We start from the raw sequence: 25,828 nt of genomic DNA, 5'->3' as shown, positions 1-25,828 counted from the left end.
AGCGATCGCAATAAACAATCAAGACGATCTCGATCGCAAAATCAATTGATAAGAAAATCCCCCGACAATCTTGCCATGTCAGGGGAGAGAAGAGTAAGAGGAAGTCTGATTTTAAAGTGTAAATTGCGAATTGCGATTAAGCTGTAGCGAGTTGAATGCGTCCGCGTTTGATGGCTCGTAAAAGGCGATTAACGACTCTTCTTTCTTCTTCGTCGAGGTTTTCGTTTAAGGTTGCAGCCATTAAGCCATAACGGTCAGAAAGGGTTAAAATGCCGGTTTCGGTAGCAGTAGCGAAGATTTCAGAGATAGCACCGGGGAGAAGAGCGAGAGAGTTAAACATGATTCTGTGGGACTGACTTCCTTATCGACAATTTCATCATCTCTCTTTTTTCTGGGATGCGCGGTGATAATCCTCGTGGTAATCGTAGGAATGCGATCGGGTTTGGAGATGACGGAAAATACGGAGAGCCTGCGATCGCGATCGCGTTTATTGTTTTGAGGGAGTGCGATCGGAATGGCGAGGAATGGCTAAAATCCAAGCGATCGCAACACCTTTAATTAGCCCTCCTATACCGCCACTCGCTCCAGCCAATACGAACCAACCCATTATTTCCCAAGGGTTAGAACCGCCGAAAAAGAACCTCATCGAATATAAAGAAAACCAACTGACACTCCCCATCCACCCCAAACCACTCGCAACAATCCACCAATAGGCTCTTTTACTAGCAGATCTGAGAATGAGCCATTGCAAAAAACCGAGGATTCCACCGCCAACAAAAGCACCCAGAAAGAAACCCGGGCCAAGAGAAAAATTATGACTCCCAAACCAAGAAAAGCTCAAGAATGTTGCAAATAATCCGAGGATGACTCCGATCGCTGTCACGGGTATCCACCAAACTGCATGGCGAATTCGCCGACGCAATATCGCCCATTGACTCACACCCAAGGGTAAAAACGTCATCATTGCTATTGCAAACCACAGGAAGACTGCGATCGAGGACTGAGAATTCAGAAACGGAATGAGAGATGACAATGCCCAAACACCCCAACCCAAAGGAATCGAGAGGCTAGTCGCGAGGATCCATTGTATCCAGAGTGGAATTGGCTGTTTACGTCTCATTCCCATTTTTTACCTTGGTTAATTGCTGTTCTTGTCATAGCAAGTTTTCGCACGAGATGAAGCGATCGCATTCACTCTTGCGATTCTGTCACAGGTCAATGCTAAATTTTGGGAATGGATTTCTGGGAAAAATGAAAAAATTGTTCGCAACTTTCACAATGTTGGCATTGGCGATCGCGGTTCTCTTGCCTTCACCGGCTTTCGCACAAGTCTTATTTGCCCGCTCTAAAAACTTTACCATTACGCAAACTTGCAATGCAGTTGCGTCCATTCGCAAAGAGAATGCACCTATTGCTTTAAAGATTGGCACAACTTACCGGGCATTAGGCAAAAATAAACCTCGAGAAGCCAATTATATTTATCTCAATATCAATGGCGATCGCAAATGGGTCGCGAGGGAATGCGGAACTTTTGACAAAGGCCGGGATTTGCCTGCACTTCCTTCAAGAGAACAGCAAAAACCGCAACCTCTCAAAGCAGTCAAACAAGAAGCAACGTTTTTACCTTTCTTCGATTTTGAAGATAATCCTATCTTTTTACCCAAAAGCGGTCGAGTTGACGTGACTCCCGAACCTCCCAGACTCGATGATTTTGACCTTGCAGTTAACAACGTCTGCGGTTCACCGGGAAAAGCAGTCAGCCGCCAAGAATTTAGAAACTTGATGCGGTCTAACTTTGCTGTTTTGAGAGAGCTTCAAGACTATACAGAGGGGAAAGTTTATGGCGATCGCGCTATCCCAAAAACTCAAAATGAATATTTAGACGATCTAACCGATGCTTGGTTTAATGCTCATGGATTCGAGCATATTTTTTGTGGCGAACCGATCCCCGGCGGTAAAATTGGCGGATTCCACTATTACGGTCGTTATTTAGATTTACAACAAAAAGGGCTGGCAGGTCGCCTCGATCGCAACAAAGGACGAGAAGAAGCCAAAGAAGGTCTGATCTATACCATAGGAGCGGTTATCAAGGTCAATGGACAATTAGCCATTTCTCGGGTTAAAGGCTATGGATACACTTTAAGTGCTAAGGATATCCTTAAATTCGCAACTCAAGCTTTTGCCAATAATCCGACGACAAACTCCCGCAGTACGGCTTGTATTTTGACCATTCGGGATGATGGCCGAACCTTTGCCAATGTCTTCGTGCGGCGATCGGCAGGTATTCGCACATTTTTCCCTGATTCTACTCCCGACTATCGCGAATCAACTTGTTTTCAGTGAACAGTGAAGAGGAGAAAATTTTGCATTGATACTGATAGCGATCGCAGTAAAAGAGATAAGTAATTTTGTCTCCTCATCTCTTCTTTCTCTATGCTTCTATTCTTTAATGTTTCTGACGCTTGAGCAAGGAAGAACCGCCCAATGCTGTAATTGCCAGTAAACCGAGAATTGATGCAGGTTCGGGAACAACAGTCACGACGCGAATCCAGTCTCCCGGTTCGCTAACCCGCATAGAAACATCGAGAGTGTTTGTTCCTACCCCACTATAAAAATCCTGACTAGGGTTTTCCATTCCTCTCGCATTAAAGCTGCCGGGGTAAGCTGTACCGGGATTGCCTAAGATATCGTTCGAGGCTGCCTCTAATTCTCCCCAGCTATCGGACATAACCCCGATAATCTTTCCATCAAATTCCCAGAGAATATTCTCGAGATCTAAAATTTGATTTCCTGGATTATTCAGGAAAATCATATGACTGCTTACTCGAGTTCCAGATGCGATCGTGCCGCCGTCAACACCTAAATCCTCGGTCAGCAAAACATTTTGTTTTTCATTAAAACCCAACATAAATTCTGGATCTTCAAGTCCCCCTTGCCCAGCATTGTTAAATACAGAAGTCGGAGCATTGATGATTTGACCACCATTCCCGACTGACAAAATAGCCGCTTCAGTTGGTGCAGCGATCGCACCGAAAACAACAGTCCCGAGTACAGCTAATAATACTTTGTTCATCAGAACCTCCAAGGATTCCCTCTTGATTGCCTGATTTCAACTGTCTTGCTTGGCGATCGCGAACTCACACAAAGAAAGCCAGAGAAATACAAACTGATTTTTCTTCACAGCACAATCCTAACCTTTTGGCAATCGATAAACCTACTATTTTTAATATTCTTTTACAAAATAGAAATAAAGCGATCGCATTTATATGAAGATTTCTTGCGAGAAAATATTGATTCCTCAGATCTGTGCGAAGTTCTCATTCACAAAAAAAGCTCAATACATGCGATGTAAAATGTATTTCGCTAAATCTCTCAAGGCTTGAGAACATTCTGAGGGTTTGAGGGGAGCGAGATACTCGATCGCAGTACGAGAATGATAGGCTGCCAGTTGCCGGGATTTTTCAATACCCTGACTTTCTTTCACCATTGCGATCGCCTTCTCTAAGTCTCCTTCTTCGCTAAATTCTCGCTCGATTAAAGGGGTAATATAAGGATTCTCTTCCATTGCATACAGAACCGGAGCCGTCAAATTACCACTTGCGAGATCGGAACCTGCCGGTTTTCCCAACACTTCACTCGAAGCCGTAAAATCCAAAATATCATCAACAATTTGAAAAGCTAAGCCAAAATGACGACCGTAATGATAAATATCTCGCGTAACATCATTAGCTGCATCGCTGAGAAGTGCCGCAGATTTCGCACTATTCGCCATTAACGACGCAGTTTTATAATAACTCTTCTCTAAATAAGATTCGATCGATATATCAGTATCAAAACGATTGAGACCTTGTTGAATTTCTCCCTCAGCAAAATCGCGAATGACCTCAGATAATAACTTCACCACTTCAAGATTGTCTAAATTAGCTAAATACCAAGAAGATTGAGCAAAGAGGAAATCCCCCGCCAAAACAGCAATACGATTGCCAAAAAGACTATTCACCGTTGCCACCCGTCGGCGAATGTCCGACTCGTCTACCACGTCATCGTGTACGAGACTGGCGGTATGAATCATCTCAGTAATTTCCGCCAAACGACGATGGCGCGAGGTAATCTCTTGGTCTAACATTGTTCCGCGAGCAACCAATAAGACGATCGCCGGCCTCAAGCGCTTACCTCCAGCCCCAAATAAATGTTCTGCCGCAGCACTGAGGATTGGGTGTTTTGCGCCGATCAGTTTTTTGAGGTTTTCCGCTAAGATTCCCAGATCGGCATCGACTGGGGAAAAAAGAGAGGTTACTGAGGTCATTTTTTTGCCGTGTTTGGCGAATATTAAAAAATCTACATACTTTTTAACATATTTTAACTTAAAAAGGAGTTTTCCAGCAGAAAGGGAAATTTTAACTTTTCCCTTTTCCTTGAATTTTTGCCACTTAACTTTGCCTGTAAAACTACAGTAATCCGACTAAATGTAATGGTCCATTGCCTGTGATTAACTCGATCGCGAGAACTAAAAAACCTAACATTGCCAAGCGACCATTCCAAACTTCTGCGGCGGTAGTCATTCCCCATTCCCATTTTTCTGGGGGATAGAGCTTGACTTTTTTCTCCATGCGCTTGACATCGGCAAAAGATTGAGGCGGACTGGATAGAGCGTCCATTGTCAAAGTTTTCAAGGATTCGATAAAGAGGGGATGGGTATTTAAAGCCGGAGCGCGGCCAAAATTCTCAATTCCGGCTGCTTCAGCAACCTCTCGATATTCAATATCAATTTCTTGCAAGGTTTCGATATGTTCGGAAACAAAGCTGATCGGTACCACGACGATATCTTTAACTCCGGCTGCTCCCAAGGCTTCTAAGGCTTCTTCCGTGTAGGGTTTGAGCCATTCTACCGGACCGACGCGACTTTGATAGGCGAGGGTATGAGCGTTGGATCGGTTTAAGGTTTGCATGATGAGGCGGGTACATTCCTCAATTTCTTTTTGGTAGGGGTCTCCCGCTTCTTCTACATAACTGACAGGTACGCCATGAGCGCTGAAGAAAATATGAACGTTGTCGGGATGAGAAAATTTATCGAGTTCTCCGGCTATTAATTCAGCCATTGCTTGCAGGTAGGAGGGTTGATCGTACCATGAGGCAATGACGGTATAGCGAATGTTGGCGAGTTGCGGGTTTTCTTGCCAAAGGCGATCGAGCAGGCGAAAAGACGAGCCGCTCGTACTAATGGAAAATTGCGGATAAAGGGGAAGAACCACCAATTCATCGATCGCATCTTTTTGGATCTGCGCGATCGCTTCTTCGGTGAAGGGGTGCCAGTAGCGCATCCCGATATAAATTTTAGCGTTACAACCTTGCTCGCTGAGTTTGGCTTGTAATGCTTGTCCTTGTTCTTCGGTAATTTGTCTCAGAGGAGAACCGCCCCCAATTTGCTTATAATTGTTTTGGGACGTTTGCGTGCGCCGCGTGGCAATAAACCAAGCGAGGGGTTTTTGCAACCAAGGGAAGGGTAAGCGAATAATTTCGGGATCGGAGAAGAGATTAAATAGAAAGGGGCCAACGTCTTCGAGCTTGTCTGGTCCCCCTAAGTTGAGCAATAATACACCTACACTATTATTGGCAGTCATAACAAATTTCTAAATTTTTTCAGATTCTTGACTAAGTTTAACAATAATGGTGTTTCTTCGTTAATCTAAATGAGAGATGATGAACGCGAATTAGGAGTTGCAATTTTGGCCACGATTCTCAGACCTCTCAGCTATCGTTATCAGTGGTTATATGACGGCATTACTCGCCTTTCTGCTTTGGCGGTGGGAGGAGAAGCACGCTTTCGTCAATTGGCGTTGCAAGGTTTGTCGATTAATCGCGATACAGAAATTTTAGATCTCTGTTGCGGTGCGGGTCAAGTGACGCGGTTTTTGGTTGCTGCGAGCGATCGCGTGACGGGGTTGGATGCGTCTCCGAAGGCGATCGCGCGGGCGAGTCAAAATGTACCGCAAGGAAACTATGTGGAAGCCTTTGCGGAGAAAATGCCCTTTGAGGAAAATACATTTGATATCGTTCATGTTAGTGCGGCTTTACATGAAATGAACCCCGAACAATTTCAGCAAATTCTCAAGGAAGTGTATCGGGTTTTGCGACCGGGGGGAATATTTGCGATCGTTGATTTTCATCAACCGACTAATCTATTGTTTGTGCCGGGGCTGGCTGTTTTTATGTGGTTGTTTGAAACGGAAACGGCGTGGCAATTATTACAACGAGATTTAATAGCAGAATTGCAGAATGTAGGTTTTGAGAAGTGCGATCGCGTTCTGCATGCGGGGGGAAGTTTGCAAGTGATTCAGGCGCGAAAATGAGGAGGCGATCGCGATCGATTCTACGATGCAAGATGAGGAGGATATCATGAGGAAAATGGGAATGACCAACGAGAACAAAATTTAACAAACCGATGCAAATTCTCACGGCTAGAAATATTGCTTTAAATGAATTGGAAGAGCGATTCCAACTTCAATTTACTGACGAGCTTTCGGCTTTTTTAGAATGGCAAAGCGAACTTCCCGAGTTAACGGATACAGAACGCGATCGCTGCGATCGTATCAAAAGCAATTATACTTATCTACTCCGATATCCTCCTTTATTGGAAAATACGGTGAAAATGGTTGTTCTTTCGCCATTACTCGATCTCGCAGGCTTTTTTAGCCCTCCTTTCCTGATTCGTTCGGAAGCCTCTACTGAGATTATTGACCGAGATGGGGAACTGAAAGTAACGGGACTTCTCGATGTACTGATTCTCTGCGAAGATTTTTGGGTGTTAGCGATCGAATCCAAACAAGCGGCATTTTCCCTTGAAGTGGGGCGATCTCAACTTCTTTCTTACCTTCTCGCTAGTCCCAATGCGTCTTTGTCTCCTACTTACGGGATGCTTACCAATGGGGCAAATTTTAATTTTCTTAAACTTATCTCGACTCCTAACGGGTTTACTTACGCTCTCTCTGATGAATTCAATCTCCGCAACCGCGAAAACGGTTTGTATATTGTCCTACAAATCCTCAAACGACTTGCGAGTCAATTTCTCGTTAAACAGGGGGAGTGCGATCGCTGAACTGTTTTGGTTAAGAGTGTGGGTAGCGCAAACCTAATATAGCACTACGCGAATACGAGAAAAATCGGGAGATTGATAGCCTCGTCTCTTTAGAGCGGGGAGGGTCAATGGTTTCTAGACGCAATAAACAATTGCGATCGCGCTCACGACAAAGTCGCAATTCCTCCCTCACATTAGGACTAATTTTTAGTTACAGGTTCACGATCGCACCCTCACTCTCAACCCCCGAAGCATTCACCGCGCATAACCCGTAACTTCCCGGTGCAATTCCCGTCGCGCGAATCGAAGCAGGAAAAATCGCCGCCAGTTCCCAACTTTCCCCATTCTGACGATACAAACTCCAAGCACGAATCTCCTCACCTTCTCGCGGCTTCCACGCTAGATTGCTCCCATCCAATGTTACCGTCGGAACCGAAGGTTTTTCCGAGCCTTGTCGAGAGATAACTGGAATCAATGCCGGGCGATCGTATATCTTATTCTTAAAAACCTCATTGACATTTTGCATATTTTCCATCAGAGGTTTAACGTGATAGAAAATATTACCCAAAACATTCGGATTTCCAGAATCTCGCGTAATTTTGACCTGATTTTCAAACTCTTCCACCGTCCACGGAGAACTACTGGTTGCCGGGTTTAAACGCGATAAATTATTGCCAATATAAAGATGAATATTTTGCGGATTATTCTCCGCCCACCACTGCAATAAAACTGGATAACTTTGTTTCGTTTGTTCGATTCGCCAATACAATTGCGGCGATAAATAATCAACCCAGCCCTCCGATAACCACTTAAGCGGATCCATATAAAGGGCATTAAACTGATCTAATCCCGTAATCCCTTCCGGCTTTCCCGGTTGATAAATACCAAAAGGTGCGATCCCAAACTTCAGACGAGGCTTAGTACCACGAATCCCTGCCGATAAACGTTGCACCATCTTGTTTACATTGTCCCGTCGCCATGCAGCGAGTTCAAGGGTGCCGCCCCCTTGCTGATAAGTTTCATAAGTGACGCGATCGGGAAATTCCTGCCCTGCGATGGGATAGGGATAAAAATAATCATCAATGTGAACCCCATCGATATCGTAGCGCTGCACCACATCGAGAATAACTTCGTAAGTATGATCCTGAACGATTTGCAGCCCCGGATCCATCCAGCGATCCTTACCGTAATCGTATACTGCTTCAGGATGGAGAGCATCGAAATGCGGAGGCTTATTGGCTTCGGATTTACTGGTTTTAGCGCGGAAAGGATTAAACCAAGCGTGAACCTCAATATTGCGCTGATGTCCTTCTTCAATTAGAAATTCGAGAGGATCGTAAAACGGTTCTGGGGGTCTGCCTTGAATCCCTGTCAGCCAAACACTCCAAGGTTCTCGCGCCGAAGAATAAAGTGCATCCCCCTCCGGACGAATTTGCAAGATAACCGCATTAAAATGCAGGCTTTGCAGGCGATCGAGAATGGCTCGCAATTCTTGTTGTTGTTGTTCCCCAGAAAGTCCTTGTTTGGAAGGAAAATTCACATTCCACACTGAAGCGATCCAAGCGCCGCGAAACTCCCTCTGATGGCTTAAAACTTCAGTTTGCGAGGCAGGAGGCGGAATGAAATAATCCGAGGGGATTCTCGGCATTTTCCCGGTGTAAGCGATCGCTTGATGCAATAGGGCGGCAACTTCAGCACGAGTGGCGGCTTTGTTCGGTTGTAGGCGATCGCGATCGGGATAATTAATCACAATTCCCGCCTGTGTCGCTGTCGTAATGGGTGCGATCGCGTAATTGGGAATCTCCCCCACATCCTGATAATAATCCTCAAGAGAAATCTCCGGTAAACTCGCCGGATCGATCGCCAAACCATTCACCAACGCCGTAAAAACTTGTGCCTTACTAATCTCGATATGCGGGCGGAATGTTTTATTGGGATACCCGCTTAAAAAACCCATTTGATAAGCCTGTTGGATAGCCGCATTGGCCCAAAATCCCAAAGATAAATCGCCAAACTTTATCGCCTCTCTGGCTTTAGGGCGATCGAATGCCCCCGCAACCAACGACGCAAACTGAGCGCGGTTTACGGGTTGGTTGGGGCGAAAAGTGCCATCGGGAAAACCGCGAATAATCCCCGCACTGGCAAGGGCAAGGATAAAGGGTTGCGCCCAATGCCCTTGAATATCAGGAAATTGAGGCGTATTGAAAGAGGCAACTTGTGGGGCAGCCTTTTGAGGCGTTAGCGCGATCGCGTATTCCCCCGGCGGTACTCCTTCAACCTGCGCCGTTAATTTTCCGTCAGCATCTACCTTTCCCGTGGTTTCAATCTTAGCCATTGACCCGCTTATGCTTGCAGCTATCTCTCGATCTTAAGGGGTCAAGGTCATTTTTCTGCCCTTATTTTTATCGCCTGCAAAAATTGGGCAATTTGTCGGCGCGATCGCAAATGATAAACCTGCTTAGTCTTTTTAGCTTGCTGCACGTAATCCCGATATCTTGGGGTCAAATACTTGTGACAAAGCCAAAGGGTGCGATAGCTGGTGAGGGAGCTTTTCAAAATGGGAGAGCGATCGGGCCAACCATCAGGAGGAACAAAGAACCCCGTTAAAAATCGCTTCGTCACCCACCAAAAATGAACCGATAAAGGCAAGTCAATATAAACAAGAGTATCAGCCTCATTCAACCTCGGCCAGAGAGTTTTCATTGAACCAAATCCGTCAATTATCCAGCGATCGCTCGCCAAAATCCGATTGTGAGTGCGCTGATAATCTTCTTCAGAAACCGCGATCCCACCCGCTTCATATTGAATTTTATCCAAGACGTGCAAGGGTAAACCAGTCATTGCTGCTAATTGCTTACTGAGAGTTGACTTCCCACCCCCAGCATTCCCAAAAACAGCCACTTTTCTCATAAACCCTCTCTCGGTGACTGATAACTGATAACTGATAACTGAATCACGCTTTGGGACGCGGAAACTTAGACGGTGCCGGAAAATACTTCACCGGTTCGTTTTTCAAGGCTTCTCGCATGAAACCGCGCCAAATGGGAGCCGCATATCCTCCTCCCGTTACCCCACGTCCCAGAGGTCGATAGTTATCATTGCCGATCCAAACTGCAACCGATAATTGCGGCACGTAGCCTACAAACCAAACATCTCGTTCTGAAGTCGTCGTTCCCGTCTTGCCCGCCGCCGGACGACCGATCGCAGCCCTCGGTGCTGTCCCTCCCCCTGCCAAAACCCCTTTCAATGAGCTAGTTAAGGAAGCTGTTGCCCAAGGATCGAGAACTAACCGAGGCTTAGGTGTATTATCGAGGAGAACATTACCACTACTATCTGTCACCCGAGCGATCACCGTCGGTTTGGAATGCCAACCATTACTGGCAAAGGTCGCAAAAGCTCCCGCCATCTCCATCGGTGTAATGCCAATAGAGCCTAGGGGCAAAGAAATCACCGGATCGAGAGGACTGGTAATCCCCAAAGTACGGCAAATTTCAATAACCTTATCGATCCCCACCGCTTGCCCAATTTTCACTGCTGGAATATTGAGAGAAGTCACGATCGCCGTACGAAGACTCACAGAACCGGAAAAATTGCCACCATAGTTTTGCGGTTCGTAGTAAATCGAGCCATCGCGATATTTAACCGGCTTATCTTCAATGGTTGAATAGGGAGTATACCGGCCACTGGCAAAAGCCGTATAGTAAACAAACGGTTTAAAAGACGATCCCGGCTGTCGTAGAGATTGAATGGCGCGGTTAAACTGACTCTTTTTATAGTTAACACCCCCCACCATGGCCTTAACATAGTGAGTGCGAGGATCTACTGCCACCAAAGCCACCTGATCCGCATATAAACCGCGAGCGATCAACCTTTTGTGAGCATTGGCGACATTCTCCTCCGCCATTTTTTGGAAATTATAATCTACCGTGGTTTGCACTCGCAGTCCGCCTTTCAGGAGAGCATCTTCACCAAAACGCTGTTGCAATTCAGCAACCACAGCTTCTGTAATATAAGGGAGTTCGCTGGTCTTCCAAGCGGTCGGTTGATTGATTAAAAGTTTGGCTTTTTTCGCCGTTTCTGCCTCTTGTGATGTAATCCAACCCAAAGTTTGCATCCGTTGCAAAACCAAAGATTGCCGCCGCTTGGTTTCTTTATAGTTAATGAAAGGACTGTAATCTTCTGGGGCTTGGATCAAGCCGGCCATCATGGCGGATTCTGCTAAGTTCAAATCCTTGGCTGATTTACCAAAATAACTTTGAGCGGCGGTTTCTGCCCCATAACTGTTATGACCCCAATAAATATTATTGAGGTACATTTCTAAAACTTGATCTTTTGTGAAAATTTGTTCAACGCGAATAGCAAGAACGGCTTCTGCTAATTTACGGCTGACGGTGCGCTGTCGGGAGAGAAACAAATTTTTGACTAACTGCATGGTCACGGTGGATCCTCCTTCCACCACCGCACCTCGTCGCCAGTTTACGAGGAGGGCGCGTCCGATACTATTGGGGTTAATGCCATCGTGTAAATAAAAATGGCTATCTTCAATGGCTAAAACTGCTCGTTTGAGGTCGGGGGAAACTTCGTCGAGTTTGACGACTTCCCGGTTATGTTCTCCGTGCAGGCTATCGAGGAGTTTGCCTTTGATATCGTAAATATAGCTTGTTTCCGTGGGAACGAAGTTTCGTAGAACGCGAACGTCGGGGAGATTGCGAAAGCTAATCGCCAGTCCGACCAGCCCTCCTGCGACTACCGAACTGGCGAGCATAGTGATGCCGAGAATCGTTCCTCCCGCCGCTTTGGTCGTCCCGAGAGCAAATTGAACGAAGGGCTTGCGATCGCTTTTCTTGGTGCCTTTTTGTCGAACGGTGCTACTGGTCGCCACGATAATTCCACTACCTCACGCTAAAAATAATTGACGCTCTAGTGTTTGTCAGAACGAGAGTCTCAAACAACGGGGAAAACAGTTACTTTAAATTGTATAAGCAATGACCGAGAACCCATTGGCAAATTCCTCCTCTGAAAACTTTAACATTTGCTTAACGCTTCAGGCATTCTAATTTATCCCTACAGGTTAGGAAAATATATCCTCCACTCGATGGAATTGGTGCGTATTCCTTTAGAATACTCGCTTGGTATCCTAACGTTAAACCCTTAACTTGTCGAATCCTATGCCCGATCGCAACTCCAATCCCGATTTAGCTTGGCTCTTCCGAGGCACAAACGAAATTTTTCCCGATCGCCCCGAGTCGGATGACCCCGCAGAAAATTTAGCGCGTTTATTGACTGGATGCGATCGCCCCTTACGAGTCAAGTTGGGTATTGACCCGACAGGATCGGCTCTCCACCTCGGCCATAGTATTCCGTTTCGGAAGTTGCGGGCATTTCAGGATGCCGGACACATTGCTGTCGTCATTATTGGCGATTTTACCGCCCAAATCGGCGATCCGACAGGAAAATCGGAAGTTCGCCGCCAATTGACTCCCCAACAAGTGCGAGAGAATGCAGAAACCTATCTGGAACAATTGCGCCCGGTTTTGGATTTTGACACTCCCGGACGCTTGGAAATTCGCTATAACTCGGAATGGTTAAGCGATCTGGATTTAAAGGAAATCCTGCAATTGTTGGGGACGATGACGGTGGGGCAAATGCTCGCTAAGGAAGGATTTTCCGAGCGTTACGAGAAGGAAAATCCTATTTATCTGCACGAATTTCTCTATCCTTTGATGCAGGGCTATGATTCTGTGGCAGTAAAAGCGGATGTGGAATTAGGCGGAACGGATCAAAAGTTTAATTTAGCCGTGGGACGGGACTTGCAACGCCATTTTGGTCAAAAGCCTCAGTTTGGCTTGTTATTGCCATTACTGTTGGGGTTTGACGGCGTGAATAAGATGTCGAAATCTCTCAATAATTATGTGGGTTTGACCGAGGATGCCCTCTCGATGTATTCCAAACTGGAAGGAACTCCTGATGCTCTCTTGGAGCAGTATTTTGAGTTACTGACTAAGCTATCGTTAGAGAGTTTGCCAGGAAATCCGAGGGAGCAGCAAAAATTACTGGCCTTGGATGTCGTTTCTCAATATTACGGTGAGGAAGCAGCGAAAGAAGCGAAAAAAGCCGCCGAATCTTTAAGTAAAGGCACGCAAATTGCCACGGAAGCCGTCCCCGAATATGCTTTAAGCGCAGTACAATTTCCTGCCAAATTGTATTACATTCTCGGGGCGAGTGGCTTATGTAAAAGTAGTGGGGAAGGTCGCCGACAGATTCAAGGCGGTGCAGTGCGTTTGGATGGCGATCGCATTACTGATGTCAATCTCGAATTCGCTTCCCCTGCGGATCTAGATGGCAAAGTTTTACAAGTGGGTAAGAAAAAATTTGTGCGTTTGATTGCTTAACTTTTTGTTCATTTTTTCTGGACTCTACAATCGCGAATCAAAGCAAGACTTGTGTTCTAGAATACCTAAAATTTACAAATCTTAAAAGTTAATAAGAGAATCCAAGGCGATCGCAAATTGCAGATTAAACTCAAAGTTGGAAAAAGCAATATGTAGCATTGCTCTGTTACTTCAATTCAATCCAAAATAGGAGAAACGAATGAAATCCAATCTTGTCAAACCGGAGCAATTCTTAATTATTTTCCTGCTTGCCGGGCTAAACATATTTGCTTTTCTGGCTTTGCTGAATAGTTTTCAAGGTGATTCTTGGGGATTATTTAACTTGCCATTCTAATTCACTTTGCACATTCCGATTTTCGTTTTCGTGATTTTCTTTAACGTCCTCTTTGCTGTTTTGCGGCAGGGAGGATTTTAATATTGTCGTTAATTTTTGCTCATGCTTGTCAGTTATTCTGTTTGCTGCTAATCTAAAGGATAGATCGTTGATACCCAAACGAAAATGATAACTGCGTTTTCTGTCAAAAATTTCCGATGTTTCGAGCAACTGAAGATAGAGCCTCTAGAACAAGTAAATCTAATTGGAGGAATGAATAATATTGGTAAAACGGCATTATTAGAAGCGATCTCTTTACATTTTGGGATTAATAAGTTATACGCACCTCTCCAATTAAATGATGAGAGAGGAGCAATAGAGCAATCTTTTGATATAGAAAGAAATTGCAATTGGTTGTTCTATAATCAAAAAATAGATAGAGAGATTTGTTTTACCGATTTTCAAAATAATCAAAGAAATGGGATATTAAAACTCAAACTTGTTCATGCAAAAGATATCGAACTTTTTAAATTGCATCCTCAATTTTCTATTAGAGAATCGAGACAAAAAGATTTGGAGATAGAATATGAGAATATAGATGGTCAAAAATTAACTTATAGATTATACTTAAGTGTTGATAGACAACAAATCGATAGATTTGTCTGGGCAAGTGAAGGTGAAGGAGAAATAAATATCTCATTCCCGTCAGTTTTTCTCAAAACAGGTCATCATTCTCTTAATGAAGATATAGAACGTTATAGTATTCTTCAAGAATCCAAACAGGGAGAGAGTATTTTAAAAACTCTAACCATACTTGAACCACGATTAAAAGAGTTATCTATTCTAGTTTCCTATGGAAAGCCCATGCTTTATACTAATCTAGGTTTAGAACATCTTGTCCCTCTACCCTTATCTGGAGAAGGAATGGTAAGATTGCTTTCTATAATTTTAGCGATCGCAAATGCACCAAATGGAATTGTACTCATTGACGAGATTGATAATGGTTTACATCATTCTATTTTACCTAAAATTTGGCAGGCCATTGGTGAAGCCGCAAGGCGATCGAACACGCAAATTTTTGCAACAACTCATAGTATAGAAAGTATTCGCGCTGCTCATCATGCTTTTTCAGAAAGAGAAGTGTATGACTTTCGCTATCATCGTTTAGAACGAATTGACGATCGCATTAAGGCCATAACCTACGATCGAGAATCAATTGAAACATCAACAGAACTTAACCTTGAAATGCGCTAATGACAAATAAACCTCAAGAAATTGTCAAACCTAAGTTACTCATTGGTGAAGGGGTTGAAGATCGACGCTTTCTCAAGGCTTTTCTAAAATATCTTAATCTTACTGATATTCAAGTAGAAGCATATAGCGGTAAAGATAATTTATCAAGATATTTGAAAACTTTAAAATTGATTCCGGGATTTTCTCGTTTAGCAGTTCTCGCAATAACCAGAGATGCAGATGATAATGTTACATCTTCTTGGAATAGCATTTGCTCTGCATTAAACAATAATAAATTTTCCGTCCCTACTAGAATTGGTGAGAAAATAGAAGGAGAACCCACGATCGCTTCTTTTCTCTTTCCCGATGGAATAAGAACGGGAATGCTAGAAGATTTATGTTTAGAGTCTCTTCAAGATAGTCCTGTTATGTCTTGCATTGATAAATATTTTGAATGTGTAAAAAATTGTGCTAACCAACAACCTGAAAATATGGCAAAAGCTAAAATTCATGCTTGGTTATCTTCTCAAATTGATCCGAGCAAGCGCCTTGCAGAAGCATCTGAAGCAAGTTACTTTAATTGGGAAAGTTTAGCATTCGATCGCTTAAAACAATTTCTGCAATCATTATAGGAGTATTTTGAGTGGGAACTATCAAGCGATCGCTTCTGTCGATCGATGGTAAAGTCTTACAAGTTATCAGAAAAAATTCATTTATCCATGAACGGTCATCAATGAAAAGCGAGCAATTGTCAGTTAAAGATCGCATTATCGTACCCCTTGACGTACCCACTCCCGTCCAAGCGATCGCGCTGATCGATAAACTCCCAGAAGTCACATTTTGGAAAGTCGGTTTGGAATTATTTATCAGTGCGGGAGTAGAAGTTCTTAAAGTTCTCAAACAACGAAATAAGCGCGTTTTTCTGGATCTCAAGCTCCATGATATTCCCAACACCGTCGCCAGTGCTTGTGCGTCAGTTAAACTTTATGATATTAACTTCCTCACCATTCATGCAACCTCGGGGCGCAAGGCGCTAGAAGGAGCCGCAAAAACGGCTCGCGGCTCGGGAAACCTACAACTTTTAGCCGTGACGCTGCTCACGAGTATCGATTCTCGAGAATTGGCCTTCGATCTAAAAATCCCCCTTGAATTGCCCGAATATGTTTTGCAGATGTCATTATTAGCAAAAGAATGCGGACTGAATGGTGCGGTTTGTTCCCCTCGAGAAGCTCAGCAATTACGAGAAGTTTGCGGTAATGATTTTCTTTTAGTTTGTCCAGGAGTGCGTCCGAGTTGGTCGGAGGCGAAAGATCAGCAACGAGTGATGACCCCCGCCCGAGCAATTAAAGCAGGGGCGAATTATTTAGTCATTGGTCGTCCCATTACTCAAGCTGCAAATCCCCAAGAGGCATGGAATCGTATTTGTGAAGAAGTTGCCGGAGCGCTTTGATTGTGAGCTTTGCTGTGAGTATTAAAAAAGTGCTGGCAGGATTCGCGATCGCGATCGCCACTGGCAGTATCTTTCCTGCTGCTGCTATTGCAGAGATTGCCTGTCCGCGAGACTTAGAAACCGTTGTAGGCTTGCTTTTGGAGGATTTACCCGGTTACGCGAATCGCATCATTCAGCGATCGCGTACTTCGGGGTTTAGCGATCGCGAAACTTATATCATTATGGCGGGTCAACCAGAATTTGACCCCTTGGAATTAGGAGGATCGCGCTCTTTACCAGCCTCTCCCGATGCCCCCAAACAAGTCTTTTTTACCACCCTAGAGCAGTCTTTTGCAAGCGATCGCGCCATCTCTCGAGAAAACTATCATTGGTTATTTCTCGCTCCAACCTCTGACGGGTGGCGTATGGCAACACTTTTTACTCGTTACGGCTCCCTGCAAAAAGATCGACCCCCATCCCCTCCCAGAGAAGCCAGTAACGGCGCGATCGGTCAAGCCGTGCGCCTGTGGTTGCGAGATTGTCGAATCGTTGGCAAAGAGTAAAGATAAATTATTCTATTTTTCTTGAGAAGATTGCAGATTATCTGAAATCCTTGCGCTTCGTAATTCCACTTTTTTTTTGATCTCTTCAATATCCCAGCCTGTTAACTGGGCGAGATTTTGATTCCATTGAGATTTAAAGCGATCGTGATAGCGCCATTTTGCTCAGGGCAAACGCATCTAATTTGGTATAAATTGTAACTGAAAAAAATCCACTTATTTTAATTTGTCCTAAAATCGAAGGGCAAGATAGTTATTTTGTTCTATTTTGCTTCAATTGTCCAATGATTTTGAAGAAAAAAACAAGAACCGTTGCGATCTCGATCGCCATGTTTGGATTTTTCAAGTTACACAAAAGAGAAATTCCTTTCCAATGTGCAATAAGCCATAGATATTGTCAACAACAAGGAAAATCACATATCTTGGATACTATGATTGAATTTCTATCTGTAGCTTTTGATACGAATTTAGATGCGTTTACCCTGCGTATAGATATCGCAATCTTATTGATTTGTGCCTTTGCTACAAATTCCCTCTATTTTGCCGATTTCCTGCGCTTGATGGCCAAACTGCCGCTCGCTGCTAGCATGAGAATACCGAAGGAAAATGCAGGTTCTGGTACCGTTTCTGGCGCGTCAAAACTACTAAATTGGATGTCATGAACTCCACATTTTAAATCCGTATTAAAATCACAGGTAACGATTGCCGAATGAAAAGTTTCATCGATGGTTATTCCACCAAAGTTTCCACCATTTATACTTCCACCTCCAAAACCAACTTCGGCGATAAGATTCCCCTGACCGTTTTGTTCGGAAAATAACTGAATCCTTCCACCATCGATAAAGTTTGAAAAAGCCCCAACACCATTAGATCCGTGAAAAAAATTTAAACCAATTAAACCATTAAACCCCGGACCATTGTTAATGAGGCGATCGTTATCTCCTTCTGTCTGTCCATTTTGGTTCGAGATGATCTCGGCATTAGCACCAAAAAAACCAGCATTTAAGCCCGATAGATCTAACTCGTTAACAAAATTTGCGGCTGGTTGACTATCAAGATCGATCAATTTGAAATCATTGGCTAAAGCCGCTTCAAAATTAGACTGATTTGTGTAGGTAACCGTGGCAGCATTCGCGTAACTCGGCAAACCAATCAAAAATGCAACTATTCCCAATAACTTTGCAATTTTCATTTGAAAACTCCTTATGAAATTTGTGATGGCTTTGACTTTTACTGAGAATAAATCGATAAATTAAAGCAAAGATAAAGAAAAGTTTGTATTTTAGTTAAGAAAAGGTTAACTTAAGATTATTGAATTGCTAATTAGTGAAACATAAGATCTAGTCACTTATGGTATGGTCTCGTCCTTGTCAACCAATAAAGAAGGTTTATACTGAAGGTGCATCTCAGTTTTGCAAAAATACGATTTAGCAGAAATTCTCTGTCTCCCTTTGAAAGAGGGAAGCCGATCCCTTCCTTACAAAAGGAGGATCGAGGGGATTTACAAATTGGAGATGCAGCCATTACACAGCCTTTTTGCCTGCATCTCACAAATTATTAATGCTCAAACTCTTTCAAGATCCGACGACGGGATTAAATTTGCACGTTCATCTCGTCGAGCCTTCTGCTTATCTCCTGCAATATCAACAGCAATTATTACCCGGTTTTCTAGAGTTGCAAACTGTTGCGATCGCTTTATTCCAAGCAACAGAAGAATTAATCCAAGAACGCGAGGCGATCGCGAAAGAAAAAGATCGATTGTTGGCTGAGTTTCTCGTATTTGCTCGCACTGTTCGGAAAAAGAGCAATTTTTCAACCGAGATTGTTTGTCCGCGATCGGGTTTTCCCTTATATTCTCAACAAGGAGAAAAACATTTTGATATTGTCGCGATCGCGCATCAATCTTTACATATTCCTTTCCAGCAAACTCGCGATCGCTTTGATTTCTCTCCATCGGGCATACCATAGAAGCAGGATATATTTTTGGCATTTCGTCATCCATGAGCTATTGTCTTAATCCCCATGTTCTCACCCGGAAAATCCCCATGACGCAAACTATTGTCATGCTTGTGGGGCAAACTTACAACTCAAAGATCGCAATCGGACGCTGAAACCCTGAAACCGTTGGGACAAGGTGGATTTGGGAAAACATTTCTCGCGATTGACGAAGATAAGCCCTCAAAACCCTATTGTGCGATCAAGCAATTTTTTCCTCGTATTGCAGAAAAAAGCACTCTTGCTAAAGCGAGCGAATTATGTGAACGGGAAGCCATTCAATTAGATGAATTAAGGCAGCATCCGCAAATTCCCGATTTGTTGGCTTATTTTTCTTGGGACGATCGCCAATATTTGGTACAAGAATTTATTGCTGGAGATAACTTAGCCCGGGAAGTCAGAAAATTGGGGGCATTTGATGAAATTAAAGTGCGTGCTTTATTAGAAAATCTTCTCTCAGTTCTCGCCTTCATTCACGACAAGCAAATGATTCATCGAGATATTAAACCTGAAAATATTATTCGCCGCGAAAGCGATCGCTTGTTATATTTAGTTGATTTTGGTGCAGCTAAAACGATTGATTCGGCAACTCTCGGATAGACGGCAACGGCGATCGGTTCTCAAGGTTTTACCGCACCGGAACAGGCGATCGGTCGCGCAACTTATGCCAGCGATATTTACAGTTTAGGCGTAACTTGTATTAGTTTATTAACGGGTTTGCATCCTTTCGATCTCTTTGATATTCACCAAGGAGAATGGACTTAGAGACAATCGCTAAAGAGGGCTGTTCGTGAAGAATTTGGACGAATTTTAGATAATTGGACGAATTTTAGATAAAATGTTAAAGTCTGCCATAAACCATCGCTATACTGCTGTCTCGGAAATATTGCAGGATTTACAAGCAATACCCACTTCTGTAGATTTAACTTTAGAACAACTGACAAGCCAATTTACCCAGGAAAATTCAGCAAATGCGATCGCAATTCCTCAACCGCAAAATGCGAAGCCACAAAATGAGATAGAACGAGACGCAGTGCAGTAAAATCATCTAATTTTTGCTGACAAAAAATCCGCAAAAAGCTCTTATGGGTTGACTTAAACCCGTCGTGACAATAAAAACCATGAAGAGAACTTTGCCTCCTCGAATCCGAGATTTTTTCATCGTCCTATAATGGTTAAAAAATGGATTTGGCTCGATCGATCGCTGCCTTAGTTTCTAAGTTACCCAATTGGTTGAGAAACTTGTCATCAGGATTAAAAAAATGCGATCGCGCTTTTGGCGATCGCAATTCTCTCAACCAATAAAATTCTCAATTTATTCATCGCTAGGAGACTGACATCCTTCGATCGAAAACTTACCAAAATCACTTCTTGCAATCAGAATTCCTTCTGTGTTAAATGCTTCAATGCGCCACCTATATTTACACTTTTGTAATTCTTCAGGAATAGTATATTCATTAGTTTCAATCTTGAGATTAGTAATTCCTTTCTCGTAAGGGTGAAAATTTTTCTCAGCCGATACATAAACCTCATAGTAACTTGTCTCGGTAATTTCCTGCCATGACAGAATAGGTGGATTTGTGGAAATCTTTTGTTCTGGGGAAGGATTCTTTAAAAGTAAACTTTTATAAATATTCAGCAAACTGGTTTCGAGAACTTTTCCTTCTTTAATTTCAAACTCTGAAGCACTAATCAGACCGCTTGTGGGATAAACCCAAGAATCAGTTTCAAATACTCTGACAGCAACGCTATAAGTTCCTGTAGGAACATTGGCAAATTCAAAATTTCCCGCATCATTTGTTCTGGTATCAAATTGCTCTCCACTACAACCGATGAGAGTCAGATTTTCACACAATTTAACTTCTAGATTAGTAGCACCTTTGCCATTCCAGCGCACTTCACCTGTAATATTACCCGTTCCGGTTTCAGTCTCGGCATTTTTATAACTAGAAGTAGAAGGCGATTTTTTGGAAGAGTCTGAAGCTGTTTTTTCTGAAGCCGTTTGTTCAGAAGTTTCAGATTCTCCATTAGCTGTTGGTGATTCAGGTTGAGTACAACCTATCATTGTTAATAAAGAGCCTGAAGCTAATAGGATCGATAAAAGCGATCGCAGTTTAGGATAAAACAAGTTCTTTCTCCTTGGATCTAAAATCTAAAGAATTTCAAGTATAACATTGATATTGACTGCGATCGCAATTATTTCTAAGACTCAAACTCCCAATTCTTTAAAATATCTGCCAGAATATGATTGAGTTTTTCTATCGTTTCCGGGTGCAGTTTTTTGAGATATTGTCCCGTTTTACCCGATCGCTTATGACTCATTTTTTCCTTGATTTGTACAGGACTGGCTTCTCGCATTAAAAACCGAATATCTTGGTCAGAGGGATTCAAGTTACAAAAATCAGATATCTTCTGAATAAATTCAGCAGTATCATTAATGAAAAGAGAATATTTAACATATAAATAATCATCAGCAGTATCTCGCAAACGTTGATAATTTGCATAAAAAGGCACGATCCATTGTTCTGCTTGTTCTAAAACATAAGCATCGATTTCTTGTTCTTGAATTTGCGTTCTTTGTTCGATAAACGTATTGCGATCGCTACTTCTTAACGGTTCTGCATGAGTAAAAGCAAAAGAATAATAAGCAGAGACTAAAACATCTCGGGGATCTCGTAAAAAGAAAATATGCTTAAACTTATGGCGACCGGGAAAATCTAAGTATTCTCGCTGAGGTGCGTATATTTTACCATTGAGAGAATATAATTCCGTATAAGCTCTCTCTAAGAATACTTCGTAGGGGCTAGCAATATTTTTTAAGCGATCGCCTGCCTCCCAAATTGCCCCCGCATAATCGACTAATTCATAATCGGCATTTTTAGTCATGACTTCAAACAGCCTCTGAGCAAAAGTTGAAGCACATTTATGCGTCGTATAAAATATAACCGATCGCGGTCGCTCTAAATTGTGGGCAGCTTCTTGAACTTTATTCTGTAGTTCGCGATTGTAAAACCAAAGTTTTATTTTTTTGCTTAATTTCTTTAACATGACGATTAACTCAATTATAATTAATTTTTCTAAACTTTATCGAAAGATAAATTAGCCAGTGCTTTACTTGTGGGAGATTGAATCATAAAAATAAAATTCTGTCAAGAATTATTATGCAGCCAAAAAGTCAAAATCTTCAAGATGCCGCTCTGGGTTGTTTGCTTGGTGCATTAGTAGGCGATGCAGCCGGGGCTATTTTAGAATTTAGAGAGCAGGTAACATTAGAAGATTGCGATCGCGCCCTAAAAATGCCCGGTGGAGGTATCTTAGGAGTTGCTCCCGGACAGATTACCGATGATGGCGAACTGACCCTTTGTTTAGCACGAGCATTGGGACAAAGTTCGACTTTTAATTTAGAGAAAATTGCCCAAAATTATGCACGGTGGATTGATTCTAAACCTTTCGATCTCGGCAATACGACAGCCGCTTCAATTGGCTCTTATTCTCAACAGAAATGGCAGGATTTGCGAGAAAAAGAAGGAATTGCAGTAGTGATGACCCAAGCCGCAAAGGAGCGTTGTTTGGGGTCAAAAGCCAATGGGAGTTTGATGCGAATTACCTCGTTAGGAATTTGGGGACATCGTTCAACTGATGAAGAATTAGCAAGCTATGCTATGCAAGATTCTTGTCTCTCTCATCCCAATCCAACTTGTTGTTATGCTGTTGCTTGTTATGTTATTGCGATCGCCAGTTTAATGCGAGATTTGGGTGATAGTCAACTGGCATTTAACCGCGCTCAAAACTGGCTGGAAACTCAACGCGATCTATCACCTTCTTTAGAACATTCTCGAGGTTATGAAGAAGTAACCAGTTGGTTAGATGCCGCCGCAAACAATCTTAATGTTTCTTATTCTCCCCGCATCGGATTTATTAAAATTGCCTTTATTCACGCTTTCCGGCATTTACGATTAGGAACGAATTATAAGCAAGCCCTTCGCGAAACCCTTTTTGGAGGAGGTGATACGGATACCAATGCCTGTATTGTTGGCGGCTTAATTGGTGCAGTTTGCGGAGGCAATAGCATTCCCGATCGCATGAAAAACCCTGTCTTGAATTGTAATACAACTTTAGGTAACTCTCGACCTGATTTTTTAAGTACCCAATTTGTTCCTCAAATCGTATTGGCATTACTCGCACCCGAGGAACAAAAGCCGAATGAGTAAAAGACTGAACTGGGCTGCATTATAATAAAAAGTACGCGAATTTTGCAGGGACGATCTATAACAGAAATACCAATTTATATAACCTTGCCATGATCGATTTCGCGATAGGAATTTGTTTGGGAGTTGCCTTGAGTGCAGCCTGTGGTTTTCGGATTTTTATTCCTCCTTTAGCCATGAGCATTGCCACTTTAACGGGGAATTTGACCCTTGCTCCCGGTTTTGATTGGCTCGGGACTTATCCAGCCCTCATTACCTTTGCGATCGCTACCCTCATCGAAGTTACTGCTTATTATTTTCCCGTTGTCGATAATTTTTTGGATACCCTAGAAATTCCCACCGCTATCGCTTTTGGTACCATCATAACAGCAGCCAGCTTAGGAGAAGTCAATCCTCTATTGCGCTGGAGCTTAGCCGCGATCGCCGGAGGCGGAACGGCTGGGGCGATCGAAAGTTTTACCAGTGTTACTCGCTTAGCCTCCACGACCACAACAGGAGGCTTGGGAAACGGCATCCTTGCTACCCTAGAAGCCCTCAGTGCCATCACGCTGTCCATTTTAGCTTTACTGCTTCCCGTGCTTGCAGGAATTGTAGTTTTGTTTGTTCTCAGCCTTGTTTTGAGGCGAGTGAGAAAACTGCGGCGCAAACAGCAAATTAGAGGGTTTTAATGCTTGCTGATTTTATTTACGTTCGCGCAAAATCTCTAAAAGTAACTGCGAAAAATTTTCATCCCGCAAGCGTTCGGCAGCATCTTCCAGTAGTGTTAATTTAGAATTGCGATCGTTCTTTGTTTCCGAAGCCGGAATTAACAGGGAAATATGAGCGAGTAACTGTTTGAGTTCTGCCCTAATGCGTTTGCGTTTGGCTTCAAGAATAGCAGCCGCTCGACGAACCGAACGTTCTCGACGGAATTCTAAAGCCAACTTATCTCGTTCGGAAGGTTCGTACATTGCCATCCCCTAAAAATAGCGATAAAACACGAACAGCGTTTATTGCTGTTGGCGATATTTTCGTCTGAAAGTTAAAAAATCTGAGTCCGATCGAGGCTTCCCTGTTAAAAATAGTTCTGCTTCGAGCAGTTGCAATCATTGAACACGATTTCTGAAATTGAGTCCCTTCAAAGTCAAAGAACGTTAAATATAGCAAAATCTAAAAATATTACGCTAGAAAAGTTAATAAAAATAAGAGTATTGCAAGTTTAGTAGATTTACAAAACAATATTTCTTGCGATCGCCCAACCCCTGAAAAATACTGCCATGAAAGAAATTCTTCTCGATCCTCTTATTTTACCCCTTATCCTCGGTATGGGTGTAATTTATTTAGCGATCGCCTTCAATTACTTAGGAACCCACCTCAAATATACAATTCTTTACGAAAAATGCTGTCTCATACTGTTTTTGATTACCATCTCTGGAGCAACAGGAGCAACTATTTCTCCTTTCACAAAATTGCATCCTCGAGTCCTTTCTAATACGACAGTAACACCACCAACAATTATTGCACAAGTTGCTATATATGGAGTAGCAATTTTTTTACTCATTCCTCTTTTACGCTATACCTTAAAAGGGTTTGTTGATGTTTTTGGAATTCTCATTACTCGTAATCCTTTTCTTTACTCATTTCTCTTATTAATCTTACTTTCAGCGTCATGGTCTAATAATTTTATCCTAACATTAAAAACCAGTTGTGTGATTTTAGAAACTGCTGTTTTTGCAATTTATACTGGCAAACGCTTTACTTGGGAAGAGCTATATCCTCTATTATTATGGTTTCATGCAATTCTTGTTTTGCTAGCCTTTTTTTATGGCTTTTTCCAACCTTCAGTTGGGGTTTCAGAAGGAGCATGGGTTGGCATCAACGGACATAAAAATCAATTTTGTTTTCTGATGGCACTCAGTGCGAATCTTTGGTTTGTTCAATCTCTATATCATCCTAAACAACGCCTATTTTGCATTCTCATGATTTTAATGGCTTTATTCGCCTTAAATAAAGGTGGAAGTGGTGCAGGAAAAGTGACAGTTGTTTGCCTAGGCGCACTTTGGTTTTATTTAGGATTTGTAAAAACGCTGCCCGTTCAATGGGCGGTAACTTCTGTTATTCTTTTTATGATTCTCAGTATTGGTGTAACCATTTTAGTAACAGAAAATCTTGAATTTATTGTTGTTGATACGCTCAATAAAGATTTAACACTGACAGGGCGTACTGATTTTTGGCCGCTGATTATTAATAAGATTAACGAACGTCCGATTTTAGGTTATGGAATTGATGGATTCTGGCAACCTTGGGAAGGTGCAAATAACCCTGCTGTAGATGTTGTCGTCCAAAAAACCCAATTTGCTCCCCCTCACTCTCACAATGGATTCATGGATTTAACCGTCGATTTAGGTTATCTAGGGTTAACCTTTTTTATTACTGCATTTCTTGCTAGTATTGTCAAAGCAGTCATCTACTTAAGTCGTGCCTCCATGCCTTATGGTGGTTTACCAATACTTCTCTTAACTTATATCCTCGTGACTAATTTAACTGAGACCGGTTTACTCGGCGTTACCAGTATTTTTTTTTGGTATGTTACTTTGACTACGCGAATTAGTATTGATATCAGTCATTCATAATAATTTGCACT

The 25,828-nt window shown here is 42.7% G+C and carries 29 protein-coding genes; 17 read left to right on the top strand and 12 right to left on the bottom strand.

Features of this window, described 5'->3' with window-relative positions; all coding sequences use genetic code 11:
• Window positions 1–136 precede the first annotated feature (136 nt).
• Window positions 137–340, bottom strand: coding sequence for a hypothetical protein (locus tag AC6RV6_RS06245; RefSeq protein ID WP_500239737.1), 204 nt, complete (start codon window positions 338–340; stop codon window positions 137–139).
• Between the two features lie 6 nt (window positions 341–346).
• Here AC6RV6_RS06245 and AC6RV6_RS06240 point away from each other — a divergent pair, with 6 nt between their 5' ends.
• Window positions 347–499, top strand: a complete 153-nt coding sequence (locus tag AC6RV6_RS06240) for a hypothetical protein (protein WP_500239736.1) — start codon at window positions 347–349, stop codon at window positions 497–499.
• Here AC6RV6_RS06240 and AC6RV6_RS06235 read toward each other — a convergent pair.
• On the bottom strand, window positions 488–1,126 hold the full coding sequence (locus AC6RV6_RS06235; protein WP_500239735.1) for a hypothetical protein: 639 nt from the start codon (window positions 1,124–1,126) through the stop codon (window positions 488–490). The genes AC6RV6_RS06240 and AC6RV6_RS06235 overlap by 12 nt on opposite strands.
• A 125-nt stretch (window positions 1,127–1,251) precedes the next feature.
• On the opposite strand from AC6RV6_RS06235, the gene AC6RV6_RS06230 reads away from it, so the two are divergent.
• The gene (locus AC6RV6_RS06230; protein WP_500239734.1) at window positions 1,252–2,343 is read left to right on the top strand and encodes an EndoU domain-containing protein; all 1,092 of its coding nucleotides are present in this window, start codon (window positions 1,252–1,254) and stop codon (window positions 2,341–2,343) included.
• 103 nt (window positions 2,344–2,446) lie between these two features.
• Here AC6RV6_RS06230 and AC6RV6_RS06225 read toward each other — a convergent pair whose 3' ends face one another.
• From AC6RV6_RS06225 to hemH, 3 genes are all read right to left on the bottom strand, one after another.
• Entirely contained in the window at window positions 2,447–3,073 is a 627-nt protein-coding gene (locus tag AC6RV6_RS06225; protein WP_500239733.1) for a PEP-CTERM sorting domain-containing protein, read from the bottom strand.
• A 261-nt stretch (window positions 3,074–3,334) separates the two neighbouring features.
• Window positions 3,335–4,306, bottom strand: coding sequence for a solanesyl diphosphate synthase (sds, locus tag AC6RV6_RS06220; protein ID WP_500239732.1), 972 nt, complete (start codon window positions 4,304–4,306; stop codon window positions 3,335–3,337).
• 142 nt (window positions 4,307–4,448) lie between these two features.
• On the bottom strand, window positions 4,449–5,621 hold the full coding sequence (hemH, locus tag AC6RV6_RS06215; protein ID WP_500239731.1) for a ferrochelatase: 1,173 nt from the start codon (window positions 5,619–5,621) through the stop codon (window positions 4,449–4,451).
• Between the two features lie 105 nt (window positions 5,622–5,726).
• On the opposite strand from hemH, the gene AC6RV6_RS06210 reads away from it, so the two are divergent.
• Entirely contained in the window at window positions 5,727–6,350 is a 624-nt protein-coding gene (locus AC6RV6_RS06210) for a class I SAM-dependent methyltransferase (protein WP_500239834.1), read from the top strand.
• Window positions 6,351–6,442: 92 nt separating this feature from the next.
• Entirely contained in the window at window positions 6,443–7,096 is a 654-nt protein-coding gene (locus AC6RV6_RS06205) for a restriction endonuclease subunit R (RefSeq protein ID WP_500239730.1), read from the top strand.
• A gap of 190 nt (window positions 7,097–7,286) precedes the next feature.
• Here AC6RV6_RS06205 and AC6RV6_RS06200 read toward each other — a convergent pair whose 3' ends face one another.
• The 3 genes from AC6RV6_RS06200 to AC6RV6_RS06190 are packed head-to-tail and all read right to left on the bottom strand — an operon-like array spanning window position 7,287 to window position 11,957.
• Window positions 7,287–9,410, bottom strand: coding sequence for a glycoside hydrolase family 10-like protein (locus AC6RV6_RS06200; protein WP_500239729.1), 2,124 nt, complete (start codon window positions 9,408–9,410; stop codon window positions 7,287–7,289).
• Between the two features lie 47 nt (window positions 9,411–9,457).
• Window positions 9,458–9,985, bottom strand: a complete 528-nt coding sequence (locus AC6RV6_RS06195; RefSeq protein ID WP_500239728.1) for a P-loop NTPase family protein — start codon at window positions 9,983–9,985, stop codon at window positions 9,458–9,460.
• Between the two features lie 43 nt (window positions 9,986–10,028).
• On the bottom strand, window positions 10,029–11,957 hold the full coding sequence (locus AC6RV6_RS06190) for a transglycosylase domain-containing protein (protein WP_500239727.1): 1,929 nt from the start codon (window positions 11,955–11,957) through the stop codon (window positions 10,029–10,031).
• A 286-nt stretch (window positions 11,958–12,243) separates the two neighbouring features.
• On the opposite strand from AC6RV6_RS06190, the gene tyrS reads away from it, so the two are divergent.
• The 6 genes from tyrS to AC6RV6_RS06160 all read left to right on the top strand — a co-directional run bounded on the left by tyrS (window position 12,244) and on the right by AC6RV6_RS06160 (window position 17,005).
• Window positions 12,244–13,467 (top strand): tyrosine--tRNA ligase, encoded by a 1,224-nt coding sequence (gene tyrS, locus AC6RV6_RS06185; RefSeq protein WP_500239726.1) that lies wholly within the window; start codon window positions 12,244–12,246, stop codon window positions 13,465–13,467.
• A gap of 199 nt (window positions 13,468–13,666) precedes the next feature.
• Window positions 13,667–13,801 carry a hypothetical protein gene (locus AC6RV6_RS06180; RefSeq protein ID WP_500239725.1) on the top strand — a complete coding sequence of 45 codons (135 nt, stop codon included), beginning with the start codon at window positions 13,667–13,669 and terminating at the stop codon, window positions 13,799–13,801.
• A 165-nt stretch (window positions 13,802–13,966) separates the two neighbouring features.
• Window positions 13,967–15,034, top strand: coding sequence for an AAA family ATPase (locus tag AC6RV6_RS06175; protein ID WP_500239724.1), 1,068 nt, complete (start codon window positions 13,967–13,969; stop codon window positions 15,032–15,034).
• Window positions 15,034–15,645 (top strand): DUF3226 domain-containing protein, encoded by a 612-nt coding sequence (locus AC6RV6_RS06170; protein WP_500239723.1) that lies wholly within the window; start codon window positions 15,034–15,036, stop codon window positions 15,643–15,645. The genes AC6RV6_RS06175 and AC6RV6_RS06170 overlap by 1 nt, the downstream gene beginning before the upstream one ends.
• A 101-nt stretch (window positions 15,646–15,746) precedes the next feature.
• Entirely contained in the window at window positions 15,747–16,463 is a 717-nt protein-coding gene (gene pyrF / locus AC6RV6_RS06165; RefSeq protein ID WP_500239833.1) for an orotidine-5'-phosphate decarboxylase, read from the top strand.
• A gap of 14 nt (window positions 16,464–16,477) precedes the next feature.
• Window positions 16,478–17,005 (top strand): hypothetical protein, encoded by a 528-nt coding sequence (locus AC6RV6_RS06160; RefSeq protein ID WP_500239721.1) that lies wholly within the window; start codon window positions 16,478–16,480, stop codon window positions 17,003–17,005.
• A gap of 532 nt (window positions 17,006–17,537) precedes the next feature.
• Here the strand turns inward: AC6RV6_RS06160 and AC6RV6_RS06155 are convergent.
• Window positions 17,538–18,194 (bottom strand): hypothetical protein, encoded by a 657-nt coding sequence (locus AC6RV6_RS06155; RefSeq protein WP_500239720.1) that lies wholly within the window; start codon window positions 18,192–18,194, stop codon window positions 17,538–17,540.
• A gap of 368 nt (window positions 18,195–18,562) precedes the next feature.
• Between AC6RV6_RS06155 and AC6RV6_RS06150 the strand changes: the two genes are divergently transcribed.
• From AC6RV6_RS06150 to AC6RV6_RS06135, 4 genes are all read left to right on the top strand, one after another.
• Window positions 18,563–18,970 carry a hypothetical protein gene (locus tag AC6RV6_RS06150; RefSeq protein ID WP_500239719.1) on the top strand — a complete coding sequence of 136 codons (408 nt, stop codon included), beginning with the start codon at window positions 18,563–18,565 and terminating at the stop codon, window positions 18,968–18,970.
• Window positions 18,971–19,069: 99 nt separating this feature from the next.
• Window positions 19,070–19,597, top strand: a complete 528-nt coding sequence (locus AC6RV6_RS06145) for a protein kinase domain-containing protein (RefSeq protein ID WP_500239718.1) — start codon at window positions 19,070–19,072, stop codon at window positions 19,595–19,597.
• Between the two features lie 238 nt (window positions 19,598–19,835).
• Window positions 19,836–20,039 carry a hypothetical protein gene (locus AC6RV6_RS06140; protein WP_500239717.1) on the top strand — a complete coding sequence of 68 codons (204 nt, stop codon included), beginning with the start codon at window positions 19,836–19,838 and terminating at the stop codon, window positions 20,037–20,039.
• A gap of 140 nt (window positions 20,040–20,179) precedes the next feature.
• The gene (locus AC6RV6_RS06135) at window positions 20,180–20,302 is read left to right on the top strand and encodes a hypothetical protein (protein WP_500239716.1); all 123 of its coding nucleotides are present in this window, start codon (window positions 20,180–20,182) and stop codon (window positions 20,300–20,302) included.
• Between the two features lie 10 nt (window positions 20,303–20,312).
• Here the strand turns inward: AC6RV6_RS06135 and AC6RV6_RS06130 are convergent, their stop codons facing one another.
• Together AC6RV6_RS06130 and AC6RV6_RS06125 are read right to left on the bottom strand one after the other, a co-directional pair.
• Window positions 20,313–21,125 (bottom strand): carboxypeptidase-like regulatory domain-containing protein, encoded by an 813-nt coding sequence (locus AC6RV6_RS06130; protein WP_500239715.1) that lies wholly within the window; start codon window positions 21,123–21,125, stop codon window positions 20,313–20,315.
• A gap of 74 nt (window positions 21,126–21,199) precedes the next feature.
• Window positions 21,200–22,045: a sulfotransferase domain-containing protein gene (locus AC6RV6_RS06125; protein WP_500239714.1), complete on the bottom strand. Its 846-nt coding sequence runs from the start codon at window positions 22,043–22,045 to the stop codon at window positions 21,200–21,202.
• Window positions 22,046–22,158: 113 nt separating this feature from the next.
• Here AC6RV6_RS06125 and AC6RV6_RS06120 point away from each other — a divergent pair, with 113 nt between their 5' ends.
• Together AC6RV6_RS06120 and AC6RV6_RS06115 are read left to right on the top strand one after the other, a co-directional pair.
• Window positions 22,159–23,208: an ADP-ribosylglycohydrolase family protein gene (locus AC6RV6_RS06120; protein ID WP_500239713.1), complete on the top strand. Its 1,050-nt coding sequence runs from the start codon at window positions 22,159–22,161 to the stop codon at window positions 23,206–23,208.
• Between the two features lie 89 nt (window positions 23,209–23,297).
• The gene (locus tag AC6RV6_RS06115) at window positions 23,298–23,873 is read left to right on the top strand and encodes a DUF4126 domain-containing protein (protein WP_500239712.1); all 576 of its coding nucleotides are present in this window, start codon (window positions 23,298–23,300) and stop codon (window positions 23,871–23,873) included.
• 12 nt (window positions 23,874–23,885) lie between these two features.
• Here AC6RV6_RS06115 and AC6RV6_RS06110 read toward each other — a convergent pair whose 3' ends face one another.
• Window positions 23,886–24,155, bottom strand: a complete 270-nt coding sequence (locus tag AC6RV6_RS06110) for a hypothetical protein (RefSeq protein WP_500239710.1) — start codon at window positions 24,153–24,155, stop codon at window positions 23,886–23,888.
• A 306-nt stretch (window positions 24,156–24,461) separates the two neighbouring features.
• Between AC6RV6_RS06110 and AC6RV6_RS06105 the strand changes: the two genes are divergently transcribed.
• Entirely contained in the window at window positions 24,462–25,817 is a 1,356-nt protein-coding gene (locus AC6RV6_RS06105) for an O-antigen ligase family protein (protein ID WP_500239709.1), read from the top strand.
• Window positions 25,818–25,828: the final 11 nt, after the last annotated feature.

The sequence above is a fragment of the Spirulina sp. LEGE 11439 genome (genome assembly GCF_059821285.1).
This window is presented reverse-complemented; position numbering and strand designations above follow the sequence as displayed.

Excerpts from the sequence above, each read along its gene's own strand:
- AC6RV6_RS06195 (WP_500239728.1), bottom strand. The coding sequence starts at position 9,985 with ATGAGAAAAGTGGCTGTTTTTGGGAATGCTGGGGGTGGGAAGTCAACT.
- AC6RV6_RS06110 (WP_500239710.1), bottom strand. The coding sequence starts at position 24,155 with ATGTACGAACCTTCCGAACGAGATAAGTTGGCTTTAGAATTCCGTCGA.
- AC6RV6_RS06150 (WP_500239719.1), top strand. The coding sequence starts at position 18,563 with ATGCTCAAACTCTTTCAAGATCCGACGACGGGATTAAATTTGCACGTT.
- AC6RV6_RS06230 (WP_500239734.1), top strand. The coding sequence starts at position 1,252 with ATGAAAAAATTGTTCGCAACTTTCACAATGTTGGCATTGGCGATCGCG.
- AC6RV6_RS06120 (WP_500239713.1), top strand. The coding sequence starts at position 22,159 with ATGCAGCCAAAAAGTCAAAATCTTCAAGATGCCGCTCTGGGTTGTTTG.
- AC6RV6_RS06135 (WP_500239716.1), top strand. The coding sequence starts at position 20,180 with ATGGATTTGGCTCGATCGATCGCTGCCTTAGTTTCTAAGTTACCCAAT.
- AC6RV6_RS06105 (WP_500239709.1), top strand. The coding sequence starts at position 24,462 with ATGAAAGAAATTCTTCTCGATCCTCTTATTTTACCCCTTATCCTCGGT.
- AC6RV6_RS06170 (WP_500239723.1), top strand. The coding sequence starts at position 15,034 with ATGACAAATAAACCTCAAGAAATTGTCAAACCTAAGTTACTCATTGGT.
- AC6RV6_RS06205 (WP_500239730.1), top strand. The coding sequence starts at position 6,443 with ATGCAAATTCTCACGGCTAGAAATATTGCTTTAAATGAATTGGAAGAG.
- AC6RV6_RS06225 (WP_500239733.1), bottom strand. The coding sequence starts at position 3,073 with ATGAACAAAGTATTATTAGCTGTACTCGGGACTGTTGTTTTCGGTGCG.
- sds (WP_500239732.1), bottom strand. The coding sequence starts at position 4,306 with ATGACCTCAGTAACCTCTCTTTTTTCCCCAGTCGATGCCGATCTGGGA.
- AC6RV6_RS06155 (WP_500239720.1), bottom strand. The coding sequence starts at position 18,194 with ATGAAAATTGCAAAGTTATTGGGAATAGTTGCATTTTTGATTGGTTTG.
- AC6RV6_RS06200 (WP_500239729.1), bottom strand. The coding sequence starts at position 9,410 with ATGGCTAAGATTGAAACCACGGGAAAGGTAGATGCTGACGGAAAATTA.
- AC6RV6_RS06175 (WP_500239724.1), top strand. The coding sequence starts at position 13,967 with ATGATAACTGCGTTTTCTGTCAAAAATTTCCGATGTTTCGAGCAACTG.
- AC6RV6_RS06140 (WP_500239717.1), top strand. The coding sequence starts at position 19,836 with ATGTTAAAGTCTGCCATAAACCATCGCTATACTGCTGTCTCGGAAATA.
- AC6RV6_RS06125 (WP_500239714.1), bottom strand. The coding sequence starts at position 22,045 with ATGTTAAAGAAATTAAGCAAAAAAATAAAACTTTGGTTTTACAATCGC.
- AC6RV6_RS06115 (WP_500239712.1), top strand. The coding sequence starts at position 23,298 with ATGATCGATTTCGCGATAGGAATTTGTTTGGGAGTTGCCTTGAGTGCA.
- AC6RV6_RS06180 (WP_500239725.1), top strand. The coding sequence starts at position 13,667 with ATGAAATCCAATCTTGTCAAACCGGAGCAATTCTTAATTATTTTCCTG.
- hemH (WP_500239731.1), bottom strand. The coding sequence starts at position 5,621 with ATGACTGCCAATAATAGTGTAGGTGTATTATTGCTCAACTTAGGGGGA.
- AC6RV6_RS06235 (WP_500239735.1), bottom strand. The coding sequence starts at position 1,126 with ATGGGAATGAGACGTAAACAGCCAATTCCACTCTGGATACAATGGATC.
- tyrS (WP_500239726.1), top strand. The coding sequence starts at position 12,244 with ATGCCCGATCGCAACTCCAATCCCGATTTAGCTTGGCTCTTCCGAGGC.
- pyrF (WP_500239833.1), top strand. The coding sequence starts at position 15,747 with ATGAAAAGCGAGCAATTGTCAGTTAAAGATCGCATTATCGTACCCCTT.
- AC6RV6_RS06245 (WP_500239737.1), bottom strand. The coding sequence starts at position 340 with ATGTTTAACTCTCTCGCTCTTCTCCCCGGTGCTATCTCTGAAATCTTC.